The sequence below is a fragment of the Pararhizobium sp. DWP3-4 genome, assembly GCF_049898205.1.
In the GTDB taxonomy this organism is placed as follows: Bacteria; Pseudomonadota; Alphaproteobacteria; order Rhizobiales; family Rhizobiaceae; genus Pararhizobium.
In genome coordinates this window covers 53,711-76,072 of the sequence record NZ_JAFCXF010000016.1, presented here as the reverse complement: position 1 = coordinate 76,072, position 22,362 = coordinate 53,711, and the positions used below count along the sequence as shown (strand labels likewise).

Genomic DNA, 22,362 nt, shown 5'->3' with positions numbered 1-22,362 from the left:
CCCCATAAGGGCCGCCGGATGGTATTGGTTATGCGCTCTCGCGAAAATTCTGGTCCTCGGCATCCGGCCCGCCCATCGACAGATCGAGAGCAAAGCCCTTGGCGCGTGCCTGCTGGGAGGCGACCGAATGTCCGGCAGCCACCGGCCGGCGGTTTGCAACCGGCTTTGTCGTGGACACCTTGGTTATCGCCTTCGGTGCAACAACCTTGCGGACGCTGATACCGTGGCCTGCGCCATCGACCTTGAAGAAGGCGATCGATGCCTGCAGTTCTTCCGCCTGGGCGGCCAGCTCTTCCGAGGTTGCCGACATCTGCTCGGATGCGCTGGCATTCTGCTGGGTCACCTTGTCGAGCTGCTGGATCGCCTCGTTGATCTGGCTCGAACCGATATCCTGCTCGCGGCAGGCAGCGGAAATTTCGGAGACCAGTTCGGCGGTCTTGCGGATATCCGGAACCAGGCGGTTCAGCATATCGCCGGCTTCGGCAGCCGCCTTGACGGTATCGCTCGACATCTGGCCGATTTCGGCGGCAGCCGACTGGCTGCGTTCGGCCAGCTTGCGGACTTCGGAGGCAACGACGGCAAAGCCCTTGCCATGCTCGCCGGCACGGGCTGCTTCCACAGCCGCGTTCAGAGCGAGAAGATCGGTCTGGCGGGCGATTTCCTGGACGATGCCGATCTTTTCGGCGATCGTGCGCATGGCGCTGACGGCGCGGGCAACGGCCTCGCCGCTGGCTTCGGCATCCTTCGAAGACTGGCGGGCGATCTTTTCGGTCTGCGCCGCGTTGTCAGCGTTCTGCTTAATATTGGCCGCCATCTCTTCCATCGAGGCGGAGGCTTCTTCGGCAGAGGCTGCCTGTTCGGTGGCGCCCTGGCTGACCTGCTCGGAGCTTGCCGACAGTTCCTGGCTACCGGCCGAAACATTGTCGGAGGCCGACAGCGCATCGGCAACGACGCCGCGCAAGCGTTCGATCATCACGTTGACATTGCCGAGAAGAGCCCCGATTTCGTCCCGGTTGGTGATTTCGGCGAGCTTGGTCAGATCGCCATCGGCGACATCGGCAACGGCGACCGTTGCACGGCGCAGGCCCTTGCTGATCGTCAGCGAAATCCAGATGGCGGCGGCAATCGCAATCAGCACGGCAAGGCTTGCCGCCGCGGTCATCATGAAACGCGTATCCTGATAAAGTGCATCGGCTTCCGCCTGCGCTTCGGCAAGACGCGTTTCTTCGAGCTCGACGATCTCTTCGAGAATAGCGTCCATATCATTGGCGCTCTGGCGCGCCGTGGTGACGGAAATGTTCTGCGCCGCCGGTGCATTGCCGGCATCGAGGAACTTGCGGATCTGGCTTTCGGCCTCGTTGGCCTGAACCGAAAGCGACTGCAGTTTCACCCAGCGCGGCTTGCCCTGCTCAGTCGCCTTGGCTGCAGCTTCGGTCAGGGTTTCGTCGAAAAGCTTGCGATTGTGATCGCCCTTGGTGCGCGCATCCATCGATTCCTTTTCCGATGTCGCAGCCAGAAGGTTCTTTTGCTGGCGGATCGCCTGCAGCTGGTAGATGTTGATCTGCTGGGCAAGCTTCAATCGCTCAGCCGGACCCTGCAACACATCCTCGACCGTCTGATTGAGGTTGCCGAGGCTGAGAATGCCGTAACCGGCCGTTCCCAGCAAAAGGGTTATGACGAACCCGAAGGCGATCGCCAATTTGAGCTTGATGGTAAATCGCATTGTCAAATTCCTTGAATATGAACCTGCGCGCAATCCGTAAGCAGCCTGCGCGATGCTAGGTTTCTTTTCTGAATGAGAAAATTGCCTGCAGGTTGGGAAGGATGATGAATTGCCCTCCCCGCTTGACGAGGCAATTGATGTAGTCCGGCCGCCACCGCATCCCGACGCTGGGTGGCGCCTCACTGGATGTCTTGGCAAGCGTGGTGACTTCATTCACCTTGTCTGTTCGAAGGCCGACCAGTGTCGGCTCGCCTTGGAGATCGAGCTCGATCACGATGATGCGGCTGTCGATCGTCGTTTCCGCCGCTTCCATGCCGAAAGCGAGGCGAATATCGGCAAGCGGAATGACCTTGCCGCGGAAATTGATGACGCTGCCGACGAAGGGCATGGCGCCTGGAACCATCGTTTCCGGCAACAGGTCGAGGATTTCCTGAACCATCGTCGCTTCCAGCGCAAAGGTCTCGCCGTGAAGATCGAATGTCAGCACTTCCAGCTCGCCGTCGCTGTTCCAGTGCGTGTCGGACTGCAGCTGTCTATCGTTCGTCTGAACCGCTTCGATCATCCTGCCGCGCGCACCTGCGCCTCCTGTTGCTGACCGGCCGCCACCAGATGGGCGACATCGAGAATAAGGGCGACGCTGCCGTCGCCGAGAATGGTCGCGCCCGAGAAGGTCGCGACGTCATGATGCAGCTTCGACATCGACTTGATCACCGTCTGGTGGTCGCCGATGATCTGATCGACGACCATGCCGACGCGCTCGGTCCCGGTTGAAATGACCACGACCTTCTGATGCGCATCCGGCTTGGTGCCGGTGCGGAACAGATCGCGCAGCCGCAGGAACGGCACCAGACTGTCACGCAGCGAGATGAAGCTGCGGCCACGCGAACGCAGATCTTCCTCAAGCGACAGTTCGAGGCATTCCTCGACAGCCGACAGCGGAATGACGTAGCGCCCGGTACCAACGCGGACCAGAAGCCCGTCGATGATCGCCAATGTCAGCGGAATGCGCAGCGATACGTCCGAGCCTTGACCCGCATGGCTGGTGATGTCGATCGCACCGCGCAGGGTCTCGACCGTCTTCTTGACCACGTCCATGCCGACGCCACGGCCGGACAGATTGGTGACTTGCGCTGCCGTCGAGAAACCGGGAGCAAAGATCAACTGCAGCAGGTCCTGATCGGACAGCACAGCACCAGGCTGGATCAGGCCGGAGGATTCCGCCTTGGCCCGCACCCGCTCGCGGTTGATGCCTCGGCCGTCGTCCTTGATGGTGATGATCACCTCGCCACCGGCCTGACGGGCCGAGAGCATGATCTTGCCCGCCTCTTCCTTGCCGGCCGCACGGCGTTCTTCCGGGGTTTCGAGACCGTGGTCGATCGAGTTGCGCACCAGATGCACCAGCGGATCGGCCAGCCGTTCGATCACGGTCTTGTCGACTTCGGTGGTTTCGCCTTCGGTGACCAGCTCGATGACCTTGCCGGTTTCGCGGGCGAGATCATGCACCAACCGCCGGAAACGTCCGAACAGGCTGCCGACCGGCACCATGCGCAGGACCATCATCGTGTCGCGCAATTCGCCCGAGAGACGCTCGATTTCTTCCGACACCGAACGCAGCTGCAGATCCATGCTGGAACTGGCAAGCTGCCGCAACCGCGATTGCGCGATCACCAGCTCCCCGACGCGGTCCATCAATTCATCGAGACGCTCGGCCGGAACACGGACATTTTCAGCAGCCTTTGCCTGGCGCGCATCATTGGCATTTGGCGTTTCGCGCTCGACGGCAGGAGCCGGCGGTGCGGAAACAGGCGCTGCCGACACTTCAGGAACGACGGCCCCGACCGGCTGAGCGACCGACGCAGGCTGTTCCGCCAAAACGGCAGGCTCCGCAGCGGCGGCCGCGCCATCCGTCAGCGTCTCGACATCAAGCTGCATATCGTCGAGCACGAAGATAAAGACATCATCGATCGCCGAACGCGGCTGATCGGTCGTCACCGTGACATCCCATGACAGATGCAGGTCGGTCGGGACCAGCACATCCAGCGACGGCACGGCGGACGTATTCACAGCGATGCGGCATTCGCCGAGATCGCGCAGCTCGTCCAGCAGCCCCAGCGGATTGGTCCCGTTGACCATCGCGTTGACCGGCAGGCTGAAGCGGATGCGCCAGGTATTGGCACCGCCTTTCACAGCTTTCGTCACCGGCTCTACAGCCACGGCCTGGGCGGGGGCAGTTACCGGAGCATCGCCTTCGACCGCCCGCTGCAGCTGGCTCAAGAGAACGTCGCCGATATTGCCGTGATCGTCCGTCGGACGGTCGACCAGTGCCCGCATATGATCCTGTGCGGCAAGAACGGCGGCAATCAGCTCGCTTGTTGCCGGCTTTTCGCCCTTGCGGACCCGGTCGAAAGCGGTTTCGCAGTGATGGGTAAAGGCCGCGAGCGCATCGAAGCCGAACATCGCCCCCGATCCCTTGAGTGTGTGAAGACCGCGAAAGACCGCGTCGATCTGGTCCTTGTCGTCGAGGCGATGGGTCAGATCGAGCAGGCCGGACTCGATCTGCTCGAAAAGTTCGGCCGCTTCCATTCGAAACACTGCAATGGGATCGGTCATGCTCATCGTCCGAGAACCTTCCTGACGATCTTGACCAGGTTCTCCGGGTCGAACGGTTTTGTCAGCCAGCCAGTGGCACCGGCCGCCTTTGCCCGCGCCTTCAGATCGGCATCGGATTCCGTCGTCAGGAAGATGATCGGCACGCCGGTATGGGCCGGCAGCTTGCGCAGTTCCTCGATCATCGTCAGGCCATCCATGACCGGCATGTTCAGGTCGGTGACGATCAGGTCGAACTGTCCCGATTTTGCCTTTTCCAGGCCTTCGGCGCCGTTGACGGCTTCGGTGATCTCGTAGCCCGCATTGGACAGGGTAACCTTCGTCGTCAAACGGATGCTCGCCGAGTCATCGACGGTCAATATTCTCGCGGTCATTGAATTGCCTCTTCATGCAACCAGAATTTCTTGTCTTCGGGAGAGAACGTTTGTGCGAAGCCGCCGCGCTCCAGGACGTCGAGAACGGCCCCTTCGGCCGGACTTGACATCACAATGTGCGCTCCGGCAGTTTTCGCACGTATTCTTGCAGACTCGATAAGCTGAATGAAGCTTAAGTCTGCCTCTGCGCTCTTCGGAATGGAAATCAATAGTGATTTACCGGATTCCATCGCAGGATGAATTAAATTATATACATTAGATATATTTCTAATATTCAATTTGTCTGGCAACTCAACCAGAATATATTCATCGATTAAGGGGGGCATTGCAGTCCTCTGTAGCGATTAATACTACTTTCGCCCCCCATGGAATCTCACGCCAGCCTTAACGCCCGGTAAATTCAGGTTGTGGGATTCTGCACTTATTACGAGTCTGTTCACTATGAATTCTTACCTGAGAGTTTTTATAGGCAATCGATTTAGGGATAAGAAATCATATGAATTCAATAGGTTGATACGGAACAATTCTCAGCCGCGGGACAAAACTCGGCAATTCACGCAATGATTGTGCCTGGATGTCGGCACCGCCGTTACAACGCAGGCGAGTCCGGCACTTAACCAGACATTTCCACCCTTGCCCTATCGATGCAGGCAAGATCGCACATGTTTCGAGTTGAGGGCTATTTTGACATACAGCACAGCTTTGGCCCACCAGACCGGCGCCCACCCCATCGGCGTAACCAGCGTCACCGATATCGGCCGCAAGCTGGAAGCGGCGCGCACCCAGGTCGAGAAGCGCTTTCTCGAGGGCGGCAGCGTTCTGCTTTCCGTCATGGACGTTCTCAACAGCCTGCTCGCCTCGCTGGACAATGTCACGAGGACGCTCGACGCCGGCGCTGCCAGCGACACCACGGCCGATCTGCTGGCGACCGTGAAGAGCCTCTCCGAGCTGCCGCAGCTGGAAAACATGCGCCAGACCAACCTGCAGGTTCTCTCCACATCCGGTGCCGGACTGCGCACGCATGTGGCCGACATGCAAGAAACCATGCGCTATCTGCAGACTTTCGCCGTGACGGTGAAGATCACCGGAGCGGGCATTGCCGAGTTTGCCGGATTTGCCGAGGAAATCCTCGACCGCATCCGCTCGGGAACCAGCGAAGTCAACAATTTCGCCGGCCAGCTCAATTCCCTTGAGAAAGAACTGAAGGCCGCCCAGACCTTCGGCTCCGGCATCACACAACGCTACCAGCAGACGGTACCGGCCGTGGTCGGCGCCCTGCAGCGCGACGCCCAGACGATCAGCGAACATCGCAAAAAACTCAGCGAGATCGCCAAGCAGGTCGGCGTCCTCGCCCGTGGCGTTCAGGGCAAGGTCGCCACCACGCTGTCCGCGCTGCAGATCGGCGACATCACCCGCCAGCGCATCGAGCATGTGCAGTCGACACTGACGATCCTGGATGAATTCCTGGGCAGCGACGAAGGCCGCACTCTTGATCGCGATGCGCAAGTGCGGCTGGGAAACCTTATCCATCATCTCGCCGCCGCGCAGATGGTCGATATGGTCCACAATTTCCAGCGCGATTCCCGCAGCGTCGTCGAAACCATCGCCAGCTTCAGCCACGATACGCAGGACATTCTCAATCTGCGGGCAGAGATGCAGAACGAAGACGATGCCAAGGGCGGCAATTTCATGCGAGCGCTGGAGGAAAGCGTTTCAGCGGCGCACGCCATCGTCAAGCAGGTCGAAACGGCCAGCCTGCAGGCCAATCATGTCAGCCAGTCGACGACGGCCACCGCTGCCAACCTGTTGACGGGCATCGTGAATATCCGCGCCGTCAAGATGGACATCCACTATATGGCGCTCAACACCAACCTGCGCTGCAGCCGCATGGGCGAGGAAGGCCGGTCGATCAACGTGGTCACCGGCGAGTTGCGCATCTTTGCCGCCAAGCTCGACGAATCCGCCGATGCGATCGTCAACGGGCTGACGGGTTTCGAAGATGCAGCATCCGCGATTGCCGCCACCGATAGTTCCGGCGGACCGGGTCTTGCCGAACGCCTGAGCGACGCCGTCGGCAATATCCGCGCGGCGGCCAACGCCATGGAAACCGAACTGACCGTTCTCTCCGAACATGGCCGGGAAGTCGCCAGCAAGATTGGCGTGTCGATCAGCAAGTTGGATTTCCAGAACGATCTCGGCGAGGTACTCGCCACCTGTGCCGACGATCTCTGCGATCTCGCCGGTGACACAATACCTGATATCAACGATCTCGGCGATGTCTTGGGCGGCCTTGGTCCGCGCATCTTCAAGCTCTACACGATGGCGCAGGAACGTAACGTCCACCAGGCGATCATTCCAGCCGGTACCGTCGTCGCAACGCCGGTCGCCGCCGCAGCCAATGACGACGACCTCTTCGCCGACGCGCTGTTTTGAGCAGAAGCTCAGACGGCGTGAACGGGGTAAGCCTTACCTCTCCGACCAGATGAATGACGGCAGAATGAAATCGGGCGTGGCGCCGTGCTCGGCAAACAGCGTCTGACGATCGGCATCTGTCGCGGTTTCCAGAATACCGGTCGTGACCAGGATTGATTTCAGCCCGGCACCCGCAGCGCCGGCGATATCGTGCTCGATACTGTCGCCGATACAGCAGATTTTCTCCGGCGCGATCGATCCGAGAAACTCTCGCGCCGTGGCGTAGATATCGGGGAACGGCTTGCCGATCCAGCGCACCGTGCCCCCCAGTTCTTCGTAAAGCTCGGCGATGCGCCCTGCCCCGAAGGCTGTACCCTCCTTCGTCAGCATGATCTTGTCCGGATTGGTGCACAGGCATGGCACACCGCGCGCGGCCGCAGGCGCCAGCAACGCCTCGTAGAACGACAGCGGATGCACGTCACCTTCGCTTGCCGCCAAAAGAAGAAAATCCGCATCCTCGCCGCGGTCTGTCCGCGCCAGATCAAGCCCGTCCATCGGCGAGGTATCGCCGTCGCGGCTGATCAGCAGGCATTTGCGGGCAATGCCGCTGCTCAGCTGCCGGCTTTCGGCCTGAAGGATACGCCAGGCCACCTCGCCGGACGTCAAGAACCAGTCCCAACTCTGCGGGTCGAAACCGAGTGCTGCAAGACGGCGGTCATTTTCTGCTGAGCGTTTTCCGGAGTTCGACAGGATGATGATCGTCTTGCCCGCCTGCTTCAGCCGGCGAAGCGTCTCCACAGCGTGCGGGTACGGTCCCTTGCCATCGCGCAGCACGCCGAACTGGTCGATCAGAAAGGCATCGAAACGCTCTTCGATCTCATCCAGTCCGGAAATCGTCAGTGGCCCATCCGTCATAACACACCCGCCGATTTCGCGCCGATCAGCGCGAGCCGCGCCGTCCCGGCCGCCGCCTCTTCCGAAGCCACCGGCAGAAAAGGAACTGCAATCTTCCGATTGCGGATCGCCGTCCAGGCCGCATTCTTCGCCCCGCCGCCCACCGTGCGGATGGAGCGCAAAGACGGGCTGCCAAGCGACACCAGCCGCTGATAGGCCAACGCCTCGACGCCCGCAATGCCCTCGAAGATCGCCTTCAGGAATTCGGCATCGCTGTCCGGCCGAGGCGTCATGCGCGGCTTCATCGCCGGATCGTTGACTGGAAACCGCTCTCCATCCTTGACCAGCGGGTAATAGTCGAGACCTGTATCGGTGGCGGGATCGATTTCGGCCGAAAGCGCAGCGATCCGCTCATTGTCGAAATGCGCCGACAACACCACTCCGCCTGTATTGGAGGCCCCGCCAGCCAGCCACATGTCGCCGATCCGGTGGCTGTAAAGACCATAGTCCGGCGCAAACAGCGGCCGGTCGGACAGCATCTTCACCGTCAGCGTCGTCCCCAGCGCAGAAACGGCATCGCCCGGCTGATCGGCGCCGGTGGCCAGAAACGACGCGCAGCCATCCGTGGTGCCGGCGACGATGACGACATCATCCCCAAGACCAAAGGCATCCGCTGCATCCTGTGAGATCCCGGCGATCGGCGCGCCGGCAGGCAGCACGTCCGGCAACAGATCGAGCCGTGCTCCCGTCGCTGCGATCCAGTCCGGCCATGTGCGCGCGACGGGATCGTAACCGGTCTTCAGCGCGTTGTTTTCGTCGGAGACATCGTAAAGGCCGGTAAAATGCCCGGCCAGCCAATCGGCCTGATGGATGATCCGAAAGACATCTGGAATGGACTGAAACGTCAGCACTTTCGCCAGCCCCGACGTCGCCCCATGCGCTGCACTTTCCTTCGGCGCATGGTCCTTGATGCGGGCCAGGATATCCGCGTCCCCGACCGGATCGTTATACATCATCGGCACGGCCAACGGCGCACCGTCGGCGCTGACTGGCAGCACGGTACCCGACGTACCATCGATCGCGATCGCCCGGACATGGCCTCTGTCAACGCCGTCAAGCACCTGAAGCAAAGCCGTCTTCACAGCCTCCCACCACACCAACGGATCGCGATGAGCGGTGGAGAAATCCGCCAGCTTCGACGATCCGGAAGCGACGACGGTGAAATCCGCGTCAATCGCCACGGCGCGGGCGCCGGATGTGCCGATATCGATGCCGATCACCAACGGTTTGCCTGCGGCATCGATCATTGCAGCGCCTTCCCGGCCCGGTTCAGTTCCTGCCGGTACTTTTCCGCGTCCCATCCCAGCAACTCGGCATTTTCCGCATCCGTCAGGTAGCGCAGCCGCGCACCCTCGCCGATCCGGCCAAGTACGTCCGAGAGGCAGCGCGCCAGCGCCAGAGCGCCGGCCGTGATTTCCCTGGAAACCAGTACACCCTTGCCTGGGAACAGCAGCGCCGGCGGCAATGACAGCCCCTCGGTGCGATGACGCGCCTCGATCGATGCGGCCGTATCGGCCGGTGCAGCGACAAATGAGCCGCGCCCGAGAAAGATCACATGGTCCGGATAAAGGCTGCCACCGGCAGCAATGCGGCAGCTGGCCAGATCAGTTGCCACGTCATGAATCAGACTGTCCTCCGGCAGCACAAATCCACTGCCCGCAGTAAGCCGCGACAAGGCCGTAAGATCCGCATCCGGTGCCGCCCGGCGCGGCAAGGCCAGCCTTCGCGAAACCTCGGCCAGCAACAGTTCCGCCTCCGCCACCGTTTCACCGGCAACGCCAAGTCCATGATTGCCAAGGATCAGCACGCTGGTATCCGGCCGGATCCGCGCGGCAATCGCCTTGGCGAGCGGCAGCCCAGGCCGCGCATAGGGCACGAAGACATGCGGAATACCGGCAAGCTTGGATGCGGCGATGGTTTCGCCATTGACCTGGACTGCGGTCGCGATGGTCTCGACACAATGGACGTGGATCACCACCTTCTGCGGCATCAGCGCGTGCACGGTCGTTTCGATCGATGGCCGCAAGCCGGACGGGTTGCGATCCTTGATGACGAAATCCTGTGCCTTTTCGGTCGACGGATCGTCACGCTCCAGCGCATCCAGCAACGCATCGAGCGCCACCGGCACCATCACGTCGCGCTGCCGGGCCTGCATCAACCAGAGGCCGGAAGCCTTGATCCACAGCGTGCCACCTTCCTTGATCGAGGTATTGCCGCCGGCCGCCTGCACCAGCGCCGGGTCCGCACCGACCCGGGCCGAGACATCCAGAAGGGCTTCGAATTCAGAACTTCTCATCATGGTTTCTCCTCAGGCCGCCTGCGACTGCTGCAGACACCAGGACGCCAAAGCCTCGCGCTCGGCCAGTGTCATGTGCAATCCATGTTTTGTACGGCGTTCCAAAATGTCCTGCGGCGTCTGCGCCCATTCGGTTTCGATCAGGAACCGCGCCTCGCGTTCGCGCAACAGCTTGCCGAAGGCGGCACCGAGATCGTCGAGCGACACCGCATTGCCAAGCAGGTCATGCGCGCGCGTACCGTAAAGCCTTGCATAATGTTTGGCGAGATCAAGCGGCAGCCAGCGGTATCTGGCTCGAAGATCGCCGAGGAACTGGTCGAAATCCGCGTTTGGCATATCGCCACCCGGCAGGACACTCTTGGAGGTCCAGCCCGGCTTCATCGCCGGGAAGAACGGCCTGATCTTTTCCAGCGCGTGTTCCGAAAGCTTGCGGAACGTGGTGATCTTGCCGCCGAACACGGACAGCAACGGCGCCTTGCCATCCAACGCATCGACTTCGAAAATATAGTCGCGCGTCACGGCGGATGGGTTTTCGGCATTGTCGTCATAAAGCGGCCGCACGCCGGAGAAGCTGTGGACGATATCGCTTTGCGCAAGCTGCTGCTTGAAATAGCGGTTCACCGATTGGATCAGGTAATCGATCTCGCGGGCATCGGCCTTCACGTCTTCCGGACGCCCCTCATAGGGAATATCGGTGGTGCCAATCAGCGCCAGGTCGTTTTCGTAGGGGTTGATGAAGATCACCCGCTTGTCCGGGTTCTGGACGAGATAGGCCTGCCGTCCCTCCCAGAATTTCGGCACGATGATATGGCTGCCCTTGACGAGGCGGACATTGCGGCGGGAATTCAGCCCGGCAACGCGGCCGATGACATCGTTGACCCAAGGACCCGCCGTGTTGACCACGCACTGTGCTTTCAGTTCCATTTTGCGGCCCGTGCCGCTCCCGGTCATCTCGATATCCCAGAGATCGCCGTTGCGGCGCACCGAGGTGCAGGCGGTGCGGGTATGGATCGTCGCGCCGCGCTGCTTGGCATCGAGCGCGTTGAGCAGCACCAGGCGGGCATCATCCACCCAGCAATCGGAATATTCGAACGCCTTGCGATAGTCTGTCTTGACCGGCGCGCCTTCCGGTGCCGTGCGCAGATCAAGCGTGCGCGTTCCCGGCAGACGTTTGCGGCCGCCAAGATGATCGTAGAGGAACAGCCCCAGACGGACGAGCCAGGCAGGCCGGTCGGACGCGCTGTGCGGCAGCACGAACCGCATCGGCCAGATGATATGCGGCGCGGATTGTAGCAGCACTTCGCGCTCGATCAGCGCCTCGCGCACCAGCCGGAATTCGTAATATTCGAGATAGCGCAAACCGCCATGCACGAGCTTGCCGGACCGCGAACTGGTTCCCTGCGCCAGATCGTCCTTTTCGCACAGAACAACCGACATGCCACGCCCGGCCGCATCGCGGGCAATGCCCGCGCCATTGACGCCGCCGCCGATGATGAACAGGTCGATAACGCCGGTTTCAGCACTCACGCTCGTTTCTCCTGTCTGACCTGCACTGCTTCTCGGATAACCAGTCGGCGGCCTCTCTATCCTCCGTCATCCTCGGCCTTGTGCCGGGGATCCAGCGGCACCGTGTCTGCGGTGCCAAAGACTCCCTCCACACGACAGGCCTCGCGTGACTGGATTCCTGTGACATCCCTCGGGTCAAGCCCGAGGACAGGAATGACCGAAGGAAACTGGAGACGCACGCGGGCATCAGGCCGAGACCTTCTTCGCACCATCCTGCAATCCGTAACTCGCAAAGCCCTTCCGGACGCCGGCAATCTCCTCTGCAGGCAGCACCACCGGACCGCCGATCAGCATCGCATGGTAATATTGCTTGGCAATGGTCTCGAGCTCGACCGCCGCCCACATGGCCTTTTCGAGGCTGGCGCCGGTAGCGAGCATGCCGTGATTGGCCATCAGGCAGGCGGTGCGGCCCTCCATCGCCTTGAGGATATTGTCCGAAAGCTCCTTGGTGCCGTAGCGCGCATAATCGCAGACCTTGACGTCGTCGCCACCGAAGGCGGCGATCATGTAGTGGCAGGCCGGGATCGGCTTGTGGGCGATGGCAAGGATGGTCGAATAGATCGCATGCGTGTGGATGACCGCGTGAACCTCGGGCCGGCTTCTCATGATATCGAGATGAAAGCGCCATTCGGTCGAGGGTTTGCGCGGACCATCCCAGGCGCCGTACTCGCCTTCCAGCGGCAGCGAGGCGATCATGTCCGGCGTCATCTCGTCATACGGCGCGGCAGACGGCGTGATCAGCATCCGGTCTTCGTAGCGGGCGCTGATATTGCCGGATGTGCCCTGGTTGATCCCAAGCGCGTTCATCTTGCGGCAATGGTCAATGATCGACTGGCGGACGTAGTTCTCTGTCATCGCAGCGCCCTCAGCACGGATTGACCGGCGGCAGGCCGGCGATGTAGCGCCGCACCTCTTCGGCCGCCATTTCGGCCGCGTAAGTGACCGTGCGCACGGAAGCCCCGGCAATATGCGGCGTCAGCGTCACGTTCGGCAGTTGCAGCAACGGCCAGTCTTCCGGAACCGGCTCGACGGCGAAGGTTTCCAGCATGGCAGACCCGAGCGGGCCGTTCGCCAGGGCCTCGTAGAGCGCATCATAGTCGCAGAGCGGTCCGCGCGCCGTGTTGACGAAGATCGCACCCGGCTTCATTTTGGCAAAGCTTTCCGCATTCATCATATGCCGTGTTTCGTCCGACACCCGCGCATGCAGCGTCACGAGATCGGAGCGCGACAGCAGATCGTCGAAGCTGACATGCTCGACACCGGCATTGCGGTCGTCGGCAGACAGCTGGACATAGGGATCGTAGACCAGCACCTTGGTTCCGAACGCCCGCAGCAGGCGCACCACCTTGGTGCCGATATTGCCGTAGCCGACGACGCCGACGGTCATTTCCGACAGCTCGCGGCCGGTCTTGTCGGCACGGTAGAGCTCACCGCGCCATTTGCCCTTGCGCAGGGATTCGTGACCGGAACGGATCAGCCGTGTTTCGGCAAGGATGGCGCCGAGGGTAAATTCGGCAACCGCGCTGGCATTGCGGCCGGGCGTGTTGACCACCAGCACGTTGGCGTCGCGCGCGGCCTTCATATCGATATTGACAGGTCCGCCGCGCGATACGGCAATGAACTTCAGGCCCGGCAGCTGGGAAAACATGCCACGGGAAAACGGTGCCAGCTGGGTGATCACCAGCTCGGCGTCGCCGACGAACGCGATGATATCGTCGGCCTTGCCGACATATTCCTTCAGGCCGTCCATGCCTTCGACGGCGTAGCCATGCTCCATCGGCTCATCTGGCCAGGGTTGTTCGAGGAGACGAATATCATGCCCGTCGCCACAGGCTTCCACGACCTTGTCGCGAAAGACCGTCGGCAGCATGAACCGGTCTCCGATGATGGCGATTTTCTTCATTTCAGTCTTCCTATTCAGATGCCGGGGCGAAGCCGTGGGACAGGGCGTGCCAGACCGGACGAAGGGACAGGCGCGATTGCCTGTAGAGTGGAAACGCCGCATCAAAACGCGCCGCCATGGCTTTGTCGGCCGGTTCCGCCGGCCGCTGATAGGGGGTGACCCATTCCTTGACGCACTCTTCCATCGAGCCATAGATGCCGAGCGAGACGGCGGCGATCATCGCCGTGCCGGCAGCCCCCGCCTCCTCGCGCTCGCTGGTCTGTACAGAGCACCCGAGCGCCCCGCCAAGAATGCGCCGCAAGGATGCACTGCGCGCAGCACCGCCGGTGAGCCGCACCCGTGACGGAAGCGGCCCCATCTCGACGTAGCAATCGCGCGACGCCATGGCGAGACCATTGAAGACGGCGCGAACCATGTCGGCAAAGCCGTGGTTGAGATCAAGTCCGATGAAAGACGCCCGCGCCGAAGCATCGACGAACGGACCGCGCTCGCCGGCCTCGGAAATATAGGGGTGGAACAGCAGCGAAGTTTCCTTGGCCTCCGAAAGCCAGCCCTCGACATGGCCAAGCAACTCGGACTTGCTCTTCTCGACCCCCATGCCCTTGAGAACGCTGCCCGCCAGAGACAGTATCCAGTCGATGTTCAGGGTCGCTGCCATGTTCGACTGCATCTGTGCATAATGGCCCGCGATCGGCAGGCACATGGTGTAGCCGGTCAGGTCCCTGTTGAGCTGAACATCATCTGCGCTTTTCGCCAGCCGCATGTGCATGCCGGTCGAGCCGATGATCGAGCAGCCGGTATCGGTGCCCGGTTCATAGAGACCGGCCCCGAGCGAGGTGCAGACGACATCGACATAGCCAAGCACCACAGGCGTTCCCGCCAGGAGGCCGGTCAGCGCGGCGGCGGTATCGTTGAGCGCATGCCGCGTCACCGCTCCATCGACGATTTCGGGCAGCAGGTAGTGCTGCTCCCTCAGATCGAGAAAATCGATGACATCCTCGGAATATTGCCGGGTGCGAAAATTGCCGAAGGTGAAGTTTGCCTCGGAGGGGTCGGTGGCCCGCTGGCCGGTCAGCTTGAAATAGAGCCAATCCTTGCAGTGAAATCCGGTTGTTGCGCCCTCGATCATCTCAGGTGCGTTTTCCAGTATCCACCGAAGCTGCGAGCCCATCTGGCAGGCGGCAAGGCCGGAGCCGGTATGGGAAAAACGGGCGGCATCGCCGCTGTCGCGCCGCAGGCGTTCGACGGTGTCACCGGCGCGGGCATCGAGCCACAGCCAGCCCTTGCCGACGGGATCGCCGTTTTTATCGATCAGCCAGGTGCCGTCGCCCTGACCGGTCACCGAGATCGCCGCAACCCGGCTGGCGAGGTTTTCGACTTTACCGGCGAGATCGGCGAGCGTCTTGGCGGTATCGGCCCAGGTGCGGTCAAGGTCCTGGACGACGCCCCGGCCACCCTCGCTTTCATAGCTGTTCGGAATGGCTGAAAACGCGATCTGCTTGCCGCCAAGGTCGAAGGCGACCGACTTGATGACGGAGGTTCCCGCATCGATCCCGATCAGGATATCGCGCATCAGGCAAGCTCCTGCCCATGGCTGATGGCCCGGCCGCTATCGCCGTCGAAGACATGCAGGCTCGAGGGATCAAGACGGATACCGACATTCTCGCCGATCGCCAGGTTGGTGCGGTCATGCTCGACCAGCACAATCGTGCCACCGGCAAAATCGGTGGCGATATGGGTCTGGTCGCCGAGCCACTGGTTGACCGCTACTTTCGCGCCGACGCCGCCGTCGCTGCGGCGAACGGCATAGGGCCGGATGCCGAGCACGACCTTGCTCCGCTTCATCAGTTCGGCCCGCACCTCATGCGAGAAATCCGACGCCTTGTAGTCGAGCCTCACGCCTTCGTTCAGACCGAAGGATACGGTGTCACCCGAGCCGGAAATACCCGCCGAAAACACGTTCATCGGCGGCTCGCCGACAAAGGTGCCGGTAAACAGGTTGGCCGGGCGTTCCTTGATCATCTGCGGCGTATCGAACTGCTGCAGCACCCCGCCTTCCATGACGGCGATCCGGTCGGCCAGCGCATTGGCTTCCGTCTGGTCGTGGGTGACGAGAATAGCGGTCAGGCCGCGCTCCTTGATGAAATGCTTGATGCGGCCGCGCAGGAGGGCGCGCAGCTGCGGCTCCAGCTGCCCCATCGGCTCATCGAGCAGGTGCAGGTCGGCATTGCGGATCAGCGCCCGGCCAAGCGACGCACGCTGCTGCTGGCCGCCCGAGATCGAGCTCGGATAGCGGCCCATGATATCCTCGATCTCCAACAGCTTGGCGATATTGGCGACTTTCTCATCGACGACGCTCTGGGAAAGCTTGGCGGCTTTCAGTGCAAATGCGATGTTTTCGCGCACCGTCAAAGGCGGATAAAGCGAATAGCCTTCGAATGCCATGGCGACATTGCGCTTGACCGGCGCAAAGGTCTGCACCTCCCTGCCCTTCATCGAGATCGTCCCGCGCGACACGGCCTCGAAACCTGCAACCATGCGCAAGGTCGAGGTCTTGCCGCAGCCGGACGAGCCGAGAAGCGCGATGATCTCGCCCTTCTTCACATCCATGCTGAGCTGCTTGACGGCATGGACGCCATGATCGATCGGGCCATAGAACTTGTCGACGCCCTTGATGAACAGTGCGGTCTCGCTCATGCCGCTTCTCCATTGCGTGTCATCGGGATGGCGGCAGACCGGATCAGCCCGCCACTCTCCTTGTCGAACAGGAACGCCGCCTGGCCATTGACGGCGATATGGGCGGCGCCGGATGCGGGACCTGGCGTTCCCGCCGGCCGCGACACCAGGATTTCCCGGCCACGCGCCGTCAGAACCAGCGTGACGGTTTTTTCGTTGAGCGGCGTTTCGGCTTCCACCGTCACCGGAATGGCACCAGCCGCGCCCGCATCGGTAAAGGCGATTGTCTCTGGCCTCAGACCGATGACGCAGGTCTTTCCAACCACATCCGACGGCATGCCGGGCAGCGCCACCTTGACGTTCGAAAGCTCGACATAGACCCCATCCGGCCCGGATTTCGGCGTCACATCGAGAAGATTGATCGTCGGATCGCCAAACAGACGGGCGATCTCGATATCGGCGGGTGCATTATAGATATCCTCCGGCGTGCCGATCTGGCGGATACGCCCTTGCGACATCACGGCGATCCGGTCGCCGAGCGCCATGGCTTCCTTGTAGTCTTGCGTCACATAGACGACCGTTGCGCCTTGCGCGGCGAGGAGACGCGGCAGCTCCAGACGCATCTCGAACCGCAGCTTGGCATCGACATTGCGCAAGGGATCGTCGAGCAAAAGCAGCGGCGGCGAGCCGGCAAGCGCCCGGGCCAGCGCCGTGCGCTGTTTCTGGCCGTTCGACAGAGCCTTCGGGTGATGCGACAGAACATGGTCGATCTTCAAAAGCTTGGCGACCTTGTGCACACCTGCCGAGATCGCATCCTTCGTCGCATTCGTCGCCGTCAGCGGACTGGCGATATTGTCGAATGCGCTCATATGCGGAAACAGCGCGAAGTTCTGGAAGGCCATGCCGATGCCGCGATGTTCGGCGTCGATATCGGCAACATCCTCGCCACCGATCAGGATCTGTCCTTCTTCGGGATCGATCACACCGGCGACCAGCCGGAGCAGCACGGTCTTGCCTGCCCCCGATGGACCGAACAGGACCAGCGTTTCGCCATCGGCCACATCCAGCGACAGGTTGTCGAGAACCGTGTTGGTCTTGTAGCGTTTGACGATGTTTTTAAGCTGAAGTGTCGTCATGATTTATCCCTTCACCGCGCCGAGCGACAGGCCTTCGACCAGGTAGCGCTGGGCGTAGAGTGCAAGTGCAAGCGTCGGCGTCACCGAAAGCACGATGGCCGAGGCAATCTGGCCATACTGGATGCCGGACGAGGTGACGAAGGCAAGCGCCCCGACGGTCACCGGCTGCTTGTCGGCCGAGGCCAGCACCAGCGCGAAAACGAAGTTGTTCCAGGCGAAGATGAAGGCAAGCAGACCGGCAGCGGCGATCCCCGGTCCTGCCAGCGGCAGGGCGATCTTGCGGAACGTGGCAAACCAGGAATGTCCGGCGATGCGATAGGCATATTCCACGTCAGCCGAAATATCCTCGAAATAGCCGCGGACGATCCACAGGATAAGCGGCAGGCAGATCAGCTGGTAGACCCAGATCAGGCCGAAATAGGTGTCGGACAGTCCAAGCCACTGGAAATACTGGGTCAGCGGCAAAAGCACGAGCAGCGGCGGCGCAAACCGGAAGGACAGGAGCGTGAAGGCGATGTCTTCGGAACCCTTGAACTTGTGGCGGGCAAAGGCATAGGCGGCCGGCACGCCAAGCACGAGCGCCAGCGCAACCGATGTCACCGACAAGAAGATCGAGTTGCCGAGATTGCGCATGAAGGCGATGTCGAGCGTACCGGCCGCCGTCGTCAGCTTGCCGGTGATCAACGCTGCATAGTTGGACAGCGTCGGCGTGAAGATGATCGACGGCGGGATCGTCAGGATCGTTTCATTGGTCTGGAACGACATCAGGAAGATCCAGAAGATCGGGAACATGAAGAAGATGACGACCAGCGTCAGCGCGATCAGCCGCAGTGTCTTTTCGAGCGTGGATGTGGTTTCCATGGTGTTCCCCTCACGCTTCGCCACGGGCGCGTTCGCGCAGCCGCAGCCAGTTCTTGATGAAGATGTTCGACAGGAAGTAGGTGATCGCCCAGAGGATGACCATCAAAGCGGCCGAGCGTCCGACATTGGTCGACTGGAAGAAATTGAGATAGGCCTCTACCTGGAAAACGGTCAGCGTATTGCCCGGCCCGCCTTGCGTCATCGCATAGATGATATCGAACTGCTGGATTGAGTCGAGCAGCCTAAACAGCGTCGCCGTCAGGATGTAGGGCGTCAGCATCGGCAGAGTGATGCGGAAGAACACGAAGGTCCTCGGCACGCCATCAAGGGCTGCCGCCTCGAACGGCTGGGTCGGCAGCGAGCGCAGGCCGGCAAGCAGAAGGATCATGATGAAGGGCGTATAGACCCAGATATCGACGAGAACGACAGTCAGGAGCGCCGTACTGGGCGACGAAGCCCAACGGAAATCATGCAGCCCGATCAGGCTGGCGAGGTAGCTGAGAATACCGAAGCTCGGATTGGTCATCAGCTTCCACATCAGCGCAGCCAGCGCCGGCGCGATCATCAGCGGCAGAAGCAGCATGATCGAGATGAAATTGTTGACGGTTGTGCGGCGCTGCAACAGCAGAGCGATACCGAGGCCGAGCAGCAGCTCCAGCGTCACGGTAATGCCGGCGTAGAGCAGCGACACTTTCAGCGTATTCCAGAAGGCCGGGTCGGTGAAGAAGTTGAGGTAGTTCTCACCCCAGTTGAACTGCCGTGCCCAGGGCTGGCTCAAGCGGTAGCGCTGGAAGGAATAGATCACCGCCGTGAAGAAGGGGATCAGAATACCGATGCAGACGAGCAATGCCGGCAGGCTCAGCACATAGGGCAGCATCTTGCGGCTGATGCGGAAACCTGAAGCCGGCTTGCGGAGGGTTGCTGTTGAAGCCATGTCGAGCTCCGTTCTTTGTCTTTGAAGAAAGCGCGCGGCACGCGGGTGTTCCCGCGCCAGTCCATCGGCATCTCAGGTTGTCTCAAGGCGGCAATCGGCCGGTGTGCGGGTGCCCGGCGCTCTTTCAAGCGCCGGGCTCTGCTTGGGAGGCAGATCAGCCGAGGCCGGCTTCCTTCAGCTGGCGATCGATGCTCTCGACCAGCTGGTCGAGACCTTCGTCGACAGGCACTTCCTTGGCGACCATCTTCTGCAACGTCGCCGCCCATTCGGTGGTGACGTCGAAGAACAATGGCTGCGGTGTGAACTTGATCGAGGCGCCGGCAGCCGAAGCATCGAACATGTCGACATAGCCTGGATACTTGTCGAGCTTGGTGCGGAAGGCTTCATCCTTCCAGACCGACTGGCGGACCGGATCGACGAAGTCCATCTTGGTGGCGCCGAAGATCGCGTGCTCCGGACCGGACGCCCATTGCAGGAAGTACCAGGTGGCGTCCTTGTCCTTGGAGAAGTTGGACATGGCGAGCGACCAGATCCAGATGTTCGGCGTCGAGGCCGTCGCATCCGGATTGGCGGTGAAGGCGGCATAGGACAGCTGACCGGCCATCTTGTTGTCGCCGCCGTTCATGAAGTAGCCCAGGCAATCGGCGTCGAAGATCATCGCCGAGGCGCCGGCGCCAAGATCGGTACCGACCTGGTACCAGGTATAGGTCGACCAGTCCTTCGGTCCGCTTTCCTGGATCATCTGCACCCATTTGGCGTGGAAGGCCTTCGAGCCGGCCGTGCCCATCGCTGCCGACAGCTTGCCGTCGGTGACGTTCAGGTCTTTTTCGTTGAAGTTAGAATAGGCCGACAGGAAGCCCGGATGGATCGTCGCCCAGGAGCGCGAACCGCGCACGCCGACGCCGTAGATACCACCGACATCCTTCTGCAGCTTGGCGGCAACAGAGATCATGTCGTCAAGATTCTTCGGCACGGAAACGCCGGCCTTGTCGAACATCGCCTTGTTATAGGTGATGTTGTTCTGCTCGAACGCCCACGGAATGCACCACTGCTTGGCATCGTCGGAGCCGAGCGCGCCGCCGGGCTGGCCGTTCCAGGCGCAGGAATTCTTCACACCGGGGAGGAAATCGTCCCAGGCATAGTTCGGATTGGTTTTTTCCGGATCGTTGATCCATTCCTTGAGGTCGGTGATCCAGCCGGCCGGACCATAGGTCCAGGTCATGTAGGCGCCGGTCATGAACGCATCATATTCGGTGGAGCCGGACGACAGCGCCGCAGTCACCTTGTCGAAATAGACGTCTTCCGGGAATACGTCATATTTGACGTCCATGCCCGTCAGGTCTTTGAACGACTGCAGATTGGCAATCATCGCGTCGGCATAGGGGTGCTTGTTGAGCAGCAGCTTGACGGTCTTACCGGAGTGCTTCTTCCAGTCGAAATCGGCAGCCATTGCCCTCGTGGACATCATGTTGAGCAGCGTACCGGCAGCACCGGCCGTGACGCCCATGGCGCCCAGGCCCTTGAGCATTCCGCGGCGGTCCACCTCTCCACGCAGGAATGCACTGATCAGGTCTTTTTCTTTCTCATGCATTGGTCTTCTCCTCCTTCACGGGCAAAACATGCTCAATCTATTGAGCCGTACCGGCTTACCCGACCGGTATTTCCTCCAGAGCGCAGCGCTTGCACCCCGTGGCACAGAGCCTGGACGCTTGCGTCGCGAAAGGCTTGAACCGAACCACTCCCAGGATCAGTCGTCAGCCCCCATTCCCGATGCCGGGACAGCGCCGTTTCAGGCGGCATCCTCCATCAATGTCTGCGCCGTCTTCTCGTCGGTGATCAGCCCGCTGAGAAACCGGCTTTCCAGCACGGCGCGGATGGCGCGGGCTTTGACCTTGCCACCGGCAACCGCGACCGTGCGGCGGTTTTTCAAAGCCTCGCGGCTCAGCGTAAACGTGCGGTTGGACAGCGAGGTCTCGATCGGCTGGCCTTTGTCGTCGAAGAAATGGCCCAGCAATTCGCCGGCACCGCCGCCATTCTTGATTTCCTCGAGTTCACCCTTCTCGATCATGCCGGTCGCCACCAGCGAGGCTTCCCGCTCGACGGTACCGATACCGACAAGCAGCAGATCGGCGCTGCCGGCGAGATCGAAGATTTCCCGGACACCGCGCTGGTTGAACAGCACGTCGCGATCCTCGATCGAATTGGCGAAGAACGGCACCGGCATCACGTAGGCTTCGGCGCCGGTGCGCTCGGCCAGCCGGTGGATTACGTCATGCGGATTGGCGGAGAACCGCCGCGTCAGGCCACCGAGCAGCGAGACGAAGCGGACATCCTTGTTGGTGGTGCGCGGCAGATATTCGACACAGGCGGCCAGCGTCCGCCCATGGCCCATGCCGATCAGCAGGGAGCCGTCCTTCTCGATCTGACGCTTGAGGAATTGCGCGCCGGAAATACCGAGCGCCTTCAGCGGCAACTCCTCCGGATCGAAATCCGGAACGACTTCGCAATAGTCGAGGCCGTAGCGAGCGGAAAGCTTCTGCTCCAGCTCGACGCATTCGGAGACTTCGCCGTCGATATAGACCTTCACCAGGCCTTCCTGATTGGCCCTGGTGATCAGGCGGTGGGCTTTGAGAGAGGTCAGGCCGAGACGTTTGGCAACTTCCGACTGAGTCAGCCCGCCGGCGTAATGCAGCCATGCCGCACGCGTTGCCATGCTCGACTCGTCGTCCCGAAGTGAACCTCCGCCCAGAACCATGTCTCCGCCCTCGCCTCTGCCATTTTTTTCACGGCATGATATTTTTATCTATTGATGAAAGAATTTTCATGGCCTGAAAAATTTGTCAAGCAGGTTCGATGCGGCGGCGCAGCAATTCGATATGCGCTTGCGACAGGACAGGCTTCCATGTGGACAAACGCAAAA

At 61.2% G+C, this 22,362-nt stretch carries 19 protein-coding genes; 1 reads left to right on the top strand and 18 read right to left on the bottom strand.

What is annotated here, in order from left to right:
- Positions 1-28: 28 nt before the first annotated feature.
- The 5 genes from ACP7E6_RS26600 to ACP7E6_RS26580 are packed head-to-tail and all read right to left on the bottom strand — an operon-like array spanning position 29 to position 5,030.
- Positions 29-1,723: a methyl-accepting chemotaxis protein gene (locus ACP7E6_RS26600; RefSeq protein WP_426232752.1), complete on the bottom strand. Its 1,695-nt coding sequence runs from the start codon at positions 1,721-1,723 to the stop codon at positions 29-31.
- A 55-nt stretch (positions 1,724-1,778) separates the two neighbouring features.
- A complete protein-coding gene (locus ACP7E6_RS26595; protein WP_426232750.1) occupies positions 1,779-2,285 on the bottom strand; it encodes a chemotaxis protein CheW in 507 nt (168 codons plus the stop codon).
- Complete coding sequence (locus ACP7E6_RS26590; protein WP_426232748.1) at positions 2,282-4,339, bottom strand: chemotaxis protein CheA; 2,058 nt, start codon at positions 4,337-4,339, stop codon at positions 2,282-2,284. Before ACP7E6_RS26590 ends, ACP7E6_RS26595 begins: the two co-directional genes overlap by 4 nt.
- A complete protein-coding gene (locus tag ACP7E6_RS26585) occupies positions 4,336-4,704 on the bottom strand; it encodes a response regulator (protein WP_426232746.1) in 369 nt (122 codons plus the stop codon). Before ACP7E6_RS26585 ends, ACP7E6_RS26590 begins: the two co-directional genes overlap by 4 nt.
- Positions 4,701-5,030, bottom strand: coding sequence for an STAS domain-containing protein (locus ACP7E6_RS26580; RefSeq protein ID WP_426232745.1), 330 nt, complete (start codon positions 5,028-5,030; stop codon positions 4,701-4,703). The genes ACP7E6_RS26585 and ACP7E6_RS26580 overlap by 4 nt, the downstream gene beginning before the upstream one ends.
- Positions 5,031-5,406: 376 nt before the next feature.
- On the opposite strand from ACP7E6_RS26580, the gene ACP7E6_RS26575 reads away from it, so the two are divergent.
- Positions 5,407-7,137: a chemotaxis protein gene (locus ACP7E6_RS26575; protein ID WP_426232773.1), complete on the top strand. Its 1,731-nt coding sequence runs from the start codon at positions 5,407-5,409 to the stop codon at positions 7,135-7,137.
- Positions 7,138-7,170: 33 nt separating this feature from the next.
- Here ACP7E6_RS26575 and ACP7E6_RS26570 read toward each other — a convergent pair whose 3' ends face one another.
- The 13 genes from ACP7E6_RS26570 to ACP7E6_RS26510 form a co-directional block, all read right to left on the bottom strand.
- Positions 7,171-8,031 (bottom strand): TIGR01459 family HAD-type hydrolase, encoded by an 861-nt coding sequence (locus ACP7E6_RS26570; protein ID WP_426232744.1) that lies wholly within the window; start codon positions 8,029-8,031, stop codon positions 7,171-7,173.
- Positions 8,028-9,317 (bottom strand): FGGY-family carbohydrate kinase, encoded by a 1,290-nt coding sequence (locus tag ACP7E6_RS26565; protein WP_426232742.1) that lies wholly within the window; start codon positions 9,315-9,317, stop codon positions 8,028-8,030. Before ACP7E6_RS26565 ends, ACP7E6_RS26570 begins: the two co-directional genes overlap by 4 nt.
- Positions 9,314-10,369, bottom strand: a complete 1,056-nt coding sequence (locus ACP7E6_RS26560; protein ID WP_426232741.1) for a class II aldolase/adducin family protein — start codon at positions 10,367-10,369, stop codon at positions 9,314-9,316. The genes ACP7E6_RS26565 and ACP7E6_RS26560 overlap by 4 nt, the downstream gene beginning before the upstream one ends.
- A 9-nt stretch (positions 10,370-10,378) precedes the next feature.
- Complete coding sequence (locus ACP7E6_RS26555; protein ID WP_426232739.1) at positions 10,379-11,893, bottom strand: glycerol-3-phosphate dehydrogenase; 1,515 nt, start codon at positions 11,891-11,893, stop codon at positions 10,379-10,381.
- A gap of 225 nt (positions 11,894-12,118) precedes the next feature.
- The gene (locus ACP7E6_RS26550; protein WP_426232737.1) at positions 12,119-12,787 is read right to left on the bottom strand and encodes a class II aldolase/adducin family protein; all 669 of its coding nucleotides are present in this window, start codon (positions 12,785-12,787) and stop codon (positions 12,119-12,121) included.
- A gap of 10 nt (positions 12,788-12,797) precedes the next feature.
- Positions 12,798-13,835 carry a 2-hydroxyacid dehydrogenase gene (locus tag ACP7E6_RS26545; RefSeq protein ID WP_426232735.1) on the bottom strand — a complete coding sequence of 346 codons (1,038 nt, stop codon included), beginning with the start codon at positions 13,833-13,835 and terminating at the stop codon, positions 12,798-12,800.
- Between the two features lie 10 nt (positions 13,836-13,845).
- Complete coding sequence (locus ACP7E6_RS26540; protein WP_426232733.1) at positions 13,846-15,408, bottom strand: FGGY-family carbohydrate kinase; 1,563 nt, start codon at positions 15,406-15,408, stop codon at positions 13,846-13,848.
- Positions 15,408-16,532 carry an ABC transporter ATP-binding protein gene (locus ACP7E6_RS26535; protein ID WP_426232731.1) on the bottom strand — a complete coding sequence of 375 codons (1,125 nt, stop codon included), beginning with the start codon at positions 16,530-16,532 and terminating at the stop codon, positions 15,408-15,410. Before ACP7E6_RS26535 ends, ACP7E6_RS26540 begins: the two co-directional genes overlap by 1 nt.
- Entirely contained in the window at positions 16,529-17,647 is a 1,119-nt protein-coding gene (locus ACP7E6_RS26530; protein ID WP_426232729.1) for an ABC transporter ATP-binding protein, read from the bottom strand. The genes ACP7E6_RS26535 and ACP7E6_RS26530 overlap by 4 nt, the downstream gene beginning before the upstream one ends.
- A gap of 3 nt (positions 17,648-17,650) precedes the next feature.
- Positions 17,651-18,508, bottom strand: a complete 858-nt coding sequence (locus tag ACP7E6_RS26525; protein WP_113245064.1) for a carbohydrate ABC transporter permease — start codon at positions 18,506-18,508, stop codon at positions 17,651-17,653.
- Between the two features lie 10 nt (positions 18,509-18,518).
- The gene (locus tag ACP7E6_RS26520; protein ID WP_426232727.1) at positions 18,519-19,442 is read right to left on the bottom strand and encodes a carbohydrate ABC transporter permease; all 924 of its coding nucleotides are present in this window, start codon (positions 19,440-19,442) and stop codon (positions 18,519-18,521) included.
- 154 nt (positions 19,443-19,596) lie between these two features.
- Complete coding sequence (locus ACP7E6_RS26515) at positions 19,597-21,033, bottom strand: extracellular solute-binding protein (protein WP_426232725.1); 1,437 nt, start codon at positions 21,031-21,033, stop codon at positions 19,597-19,599.
- Between the two features lie 198 nt (positions 21,034-21,231).
- Positions 21,232-22,197: a sugar-binding transcriptional regulator gene (locus tag ACP7E6_RS26510; protein WP_426232723.1), complete on the bottom strand. Its 966-nt coding sequence runs from the start codon at positions 22,195-22,197 to the stop codon at positions 21,232-21,234.
- Between the last annotated feature and the right edge of the window lie 165 nt (positions 22,198-22,362).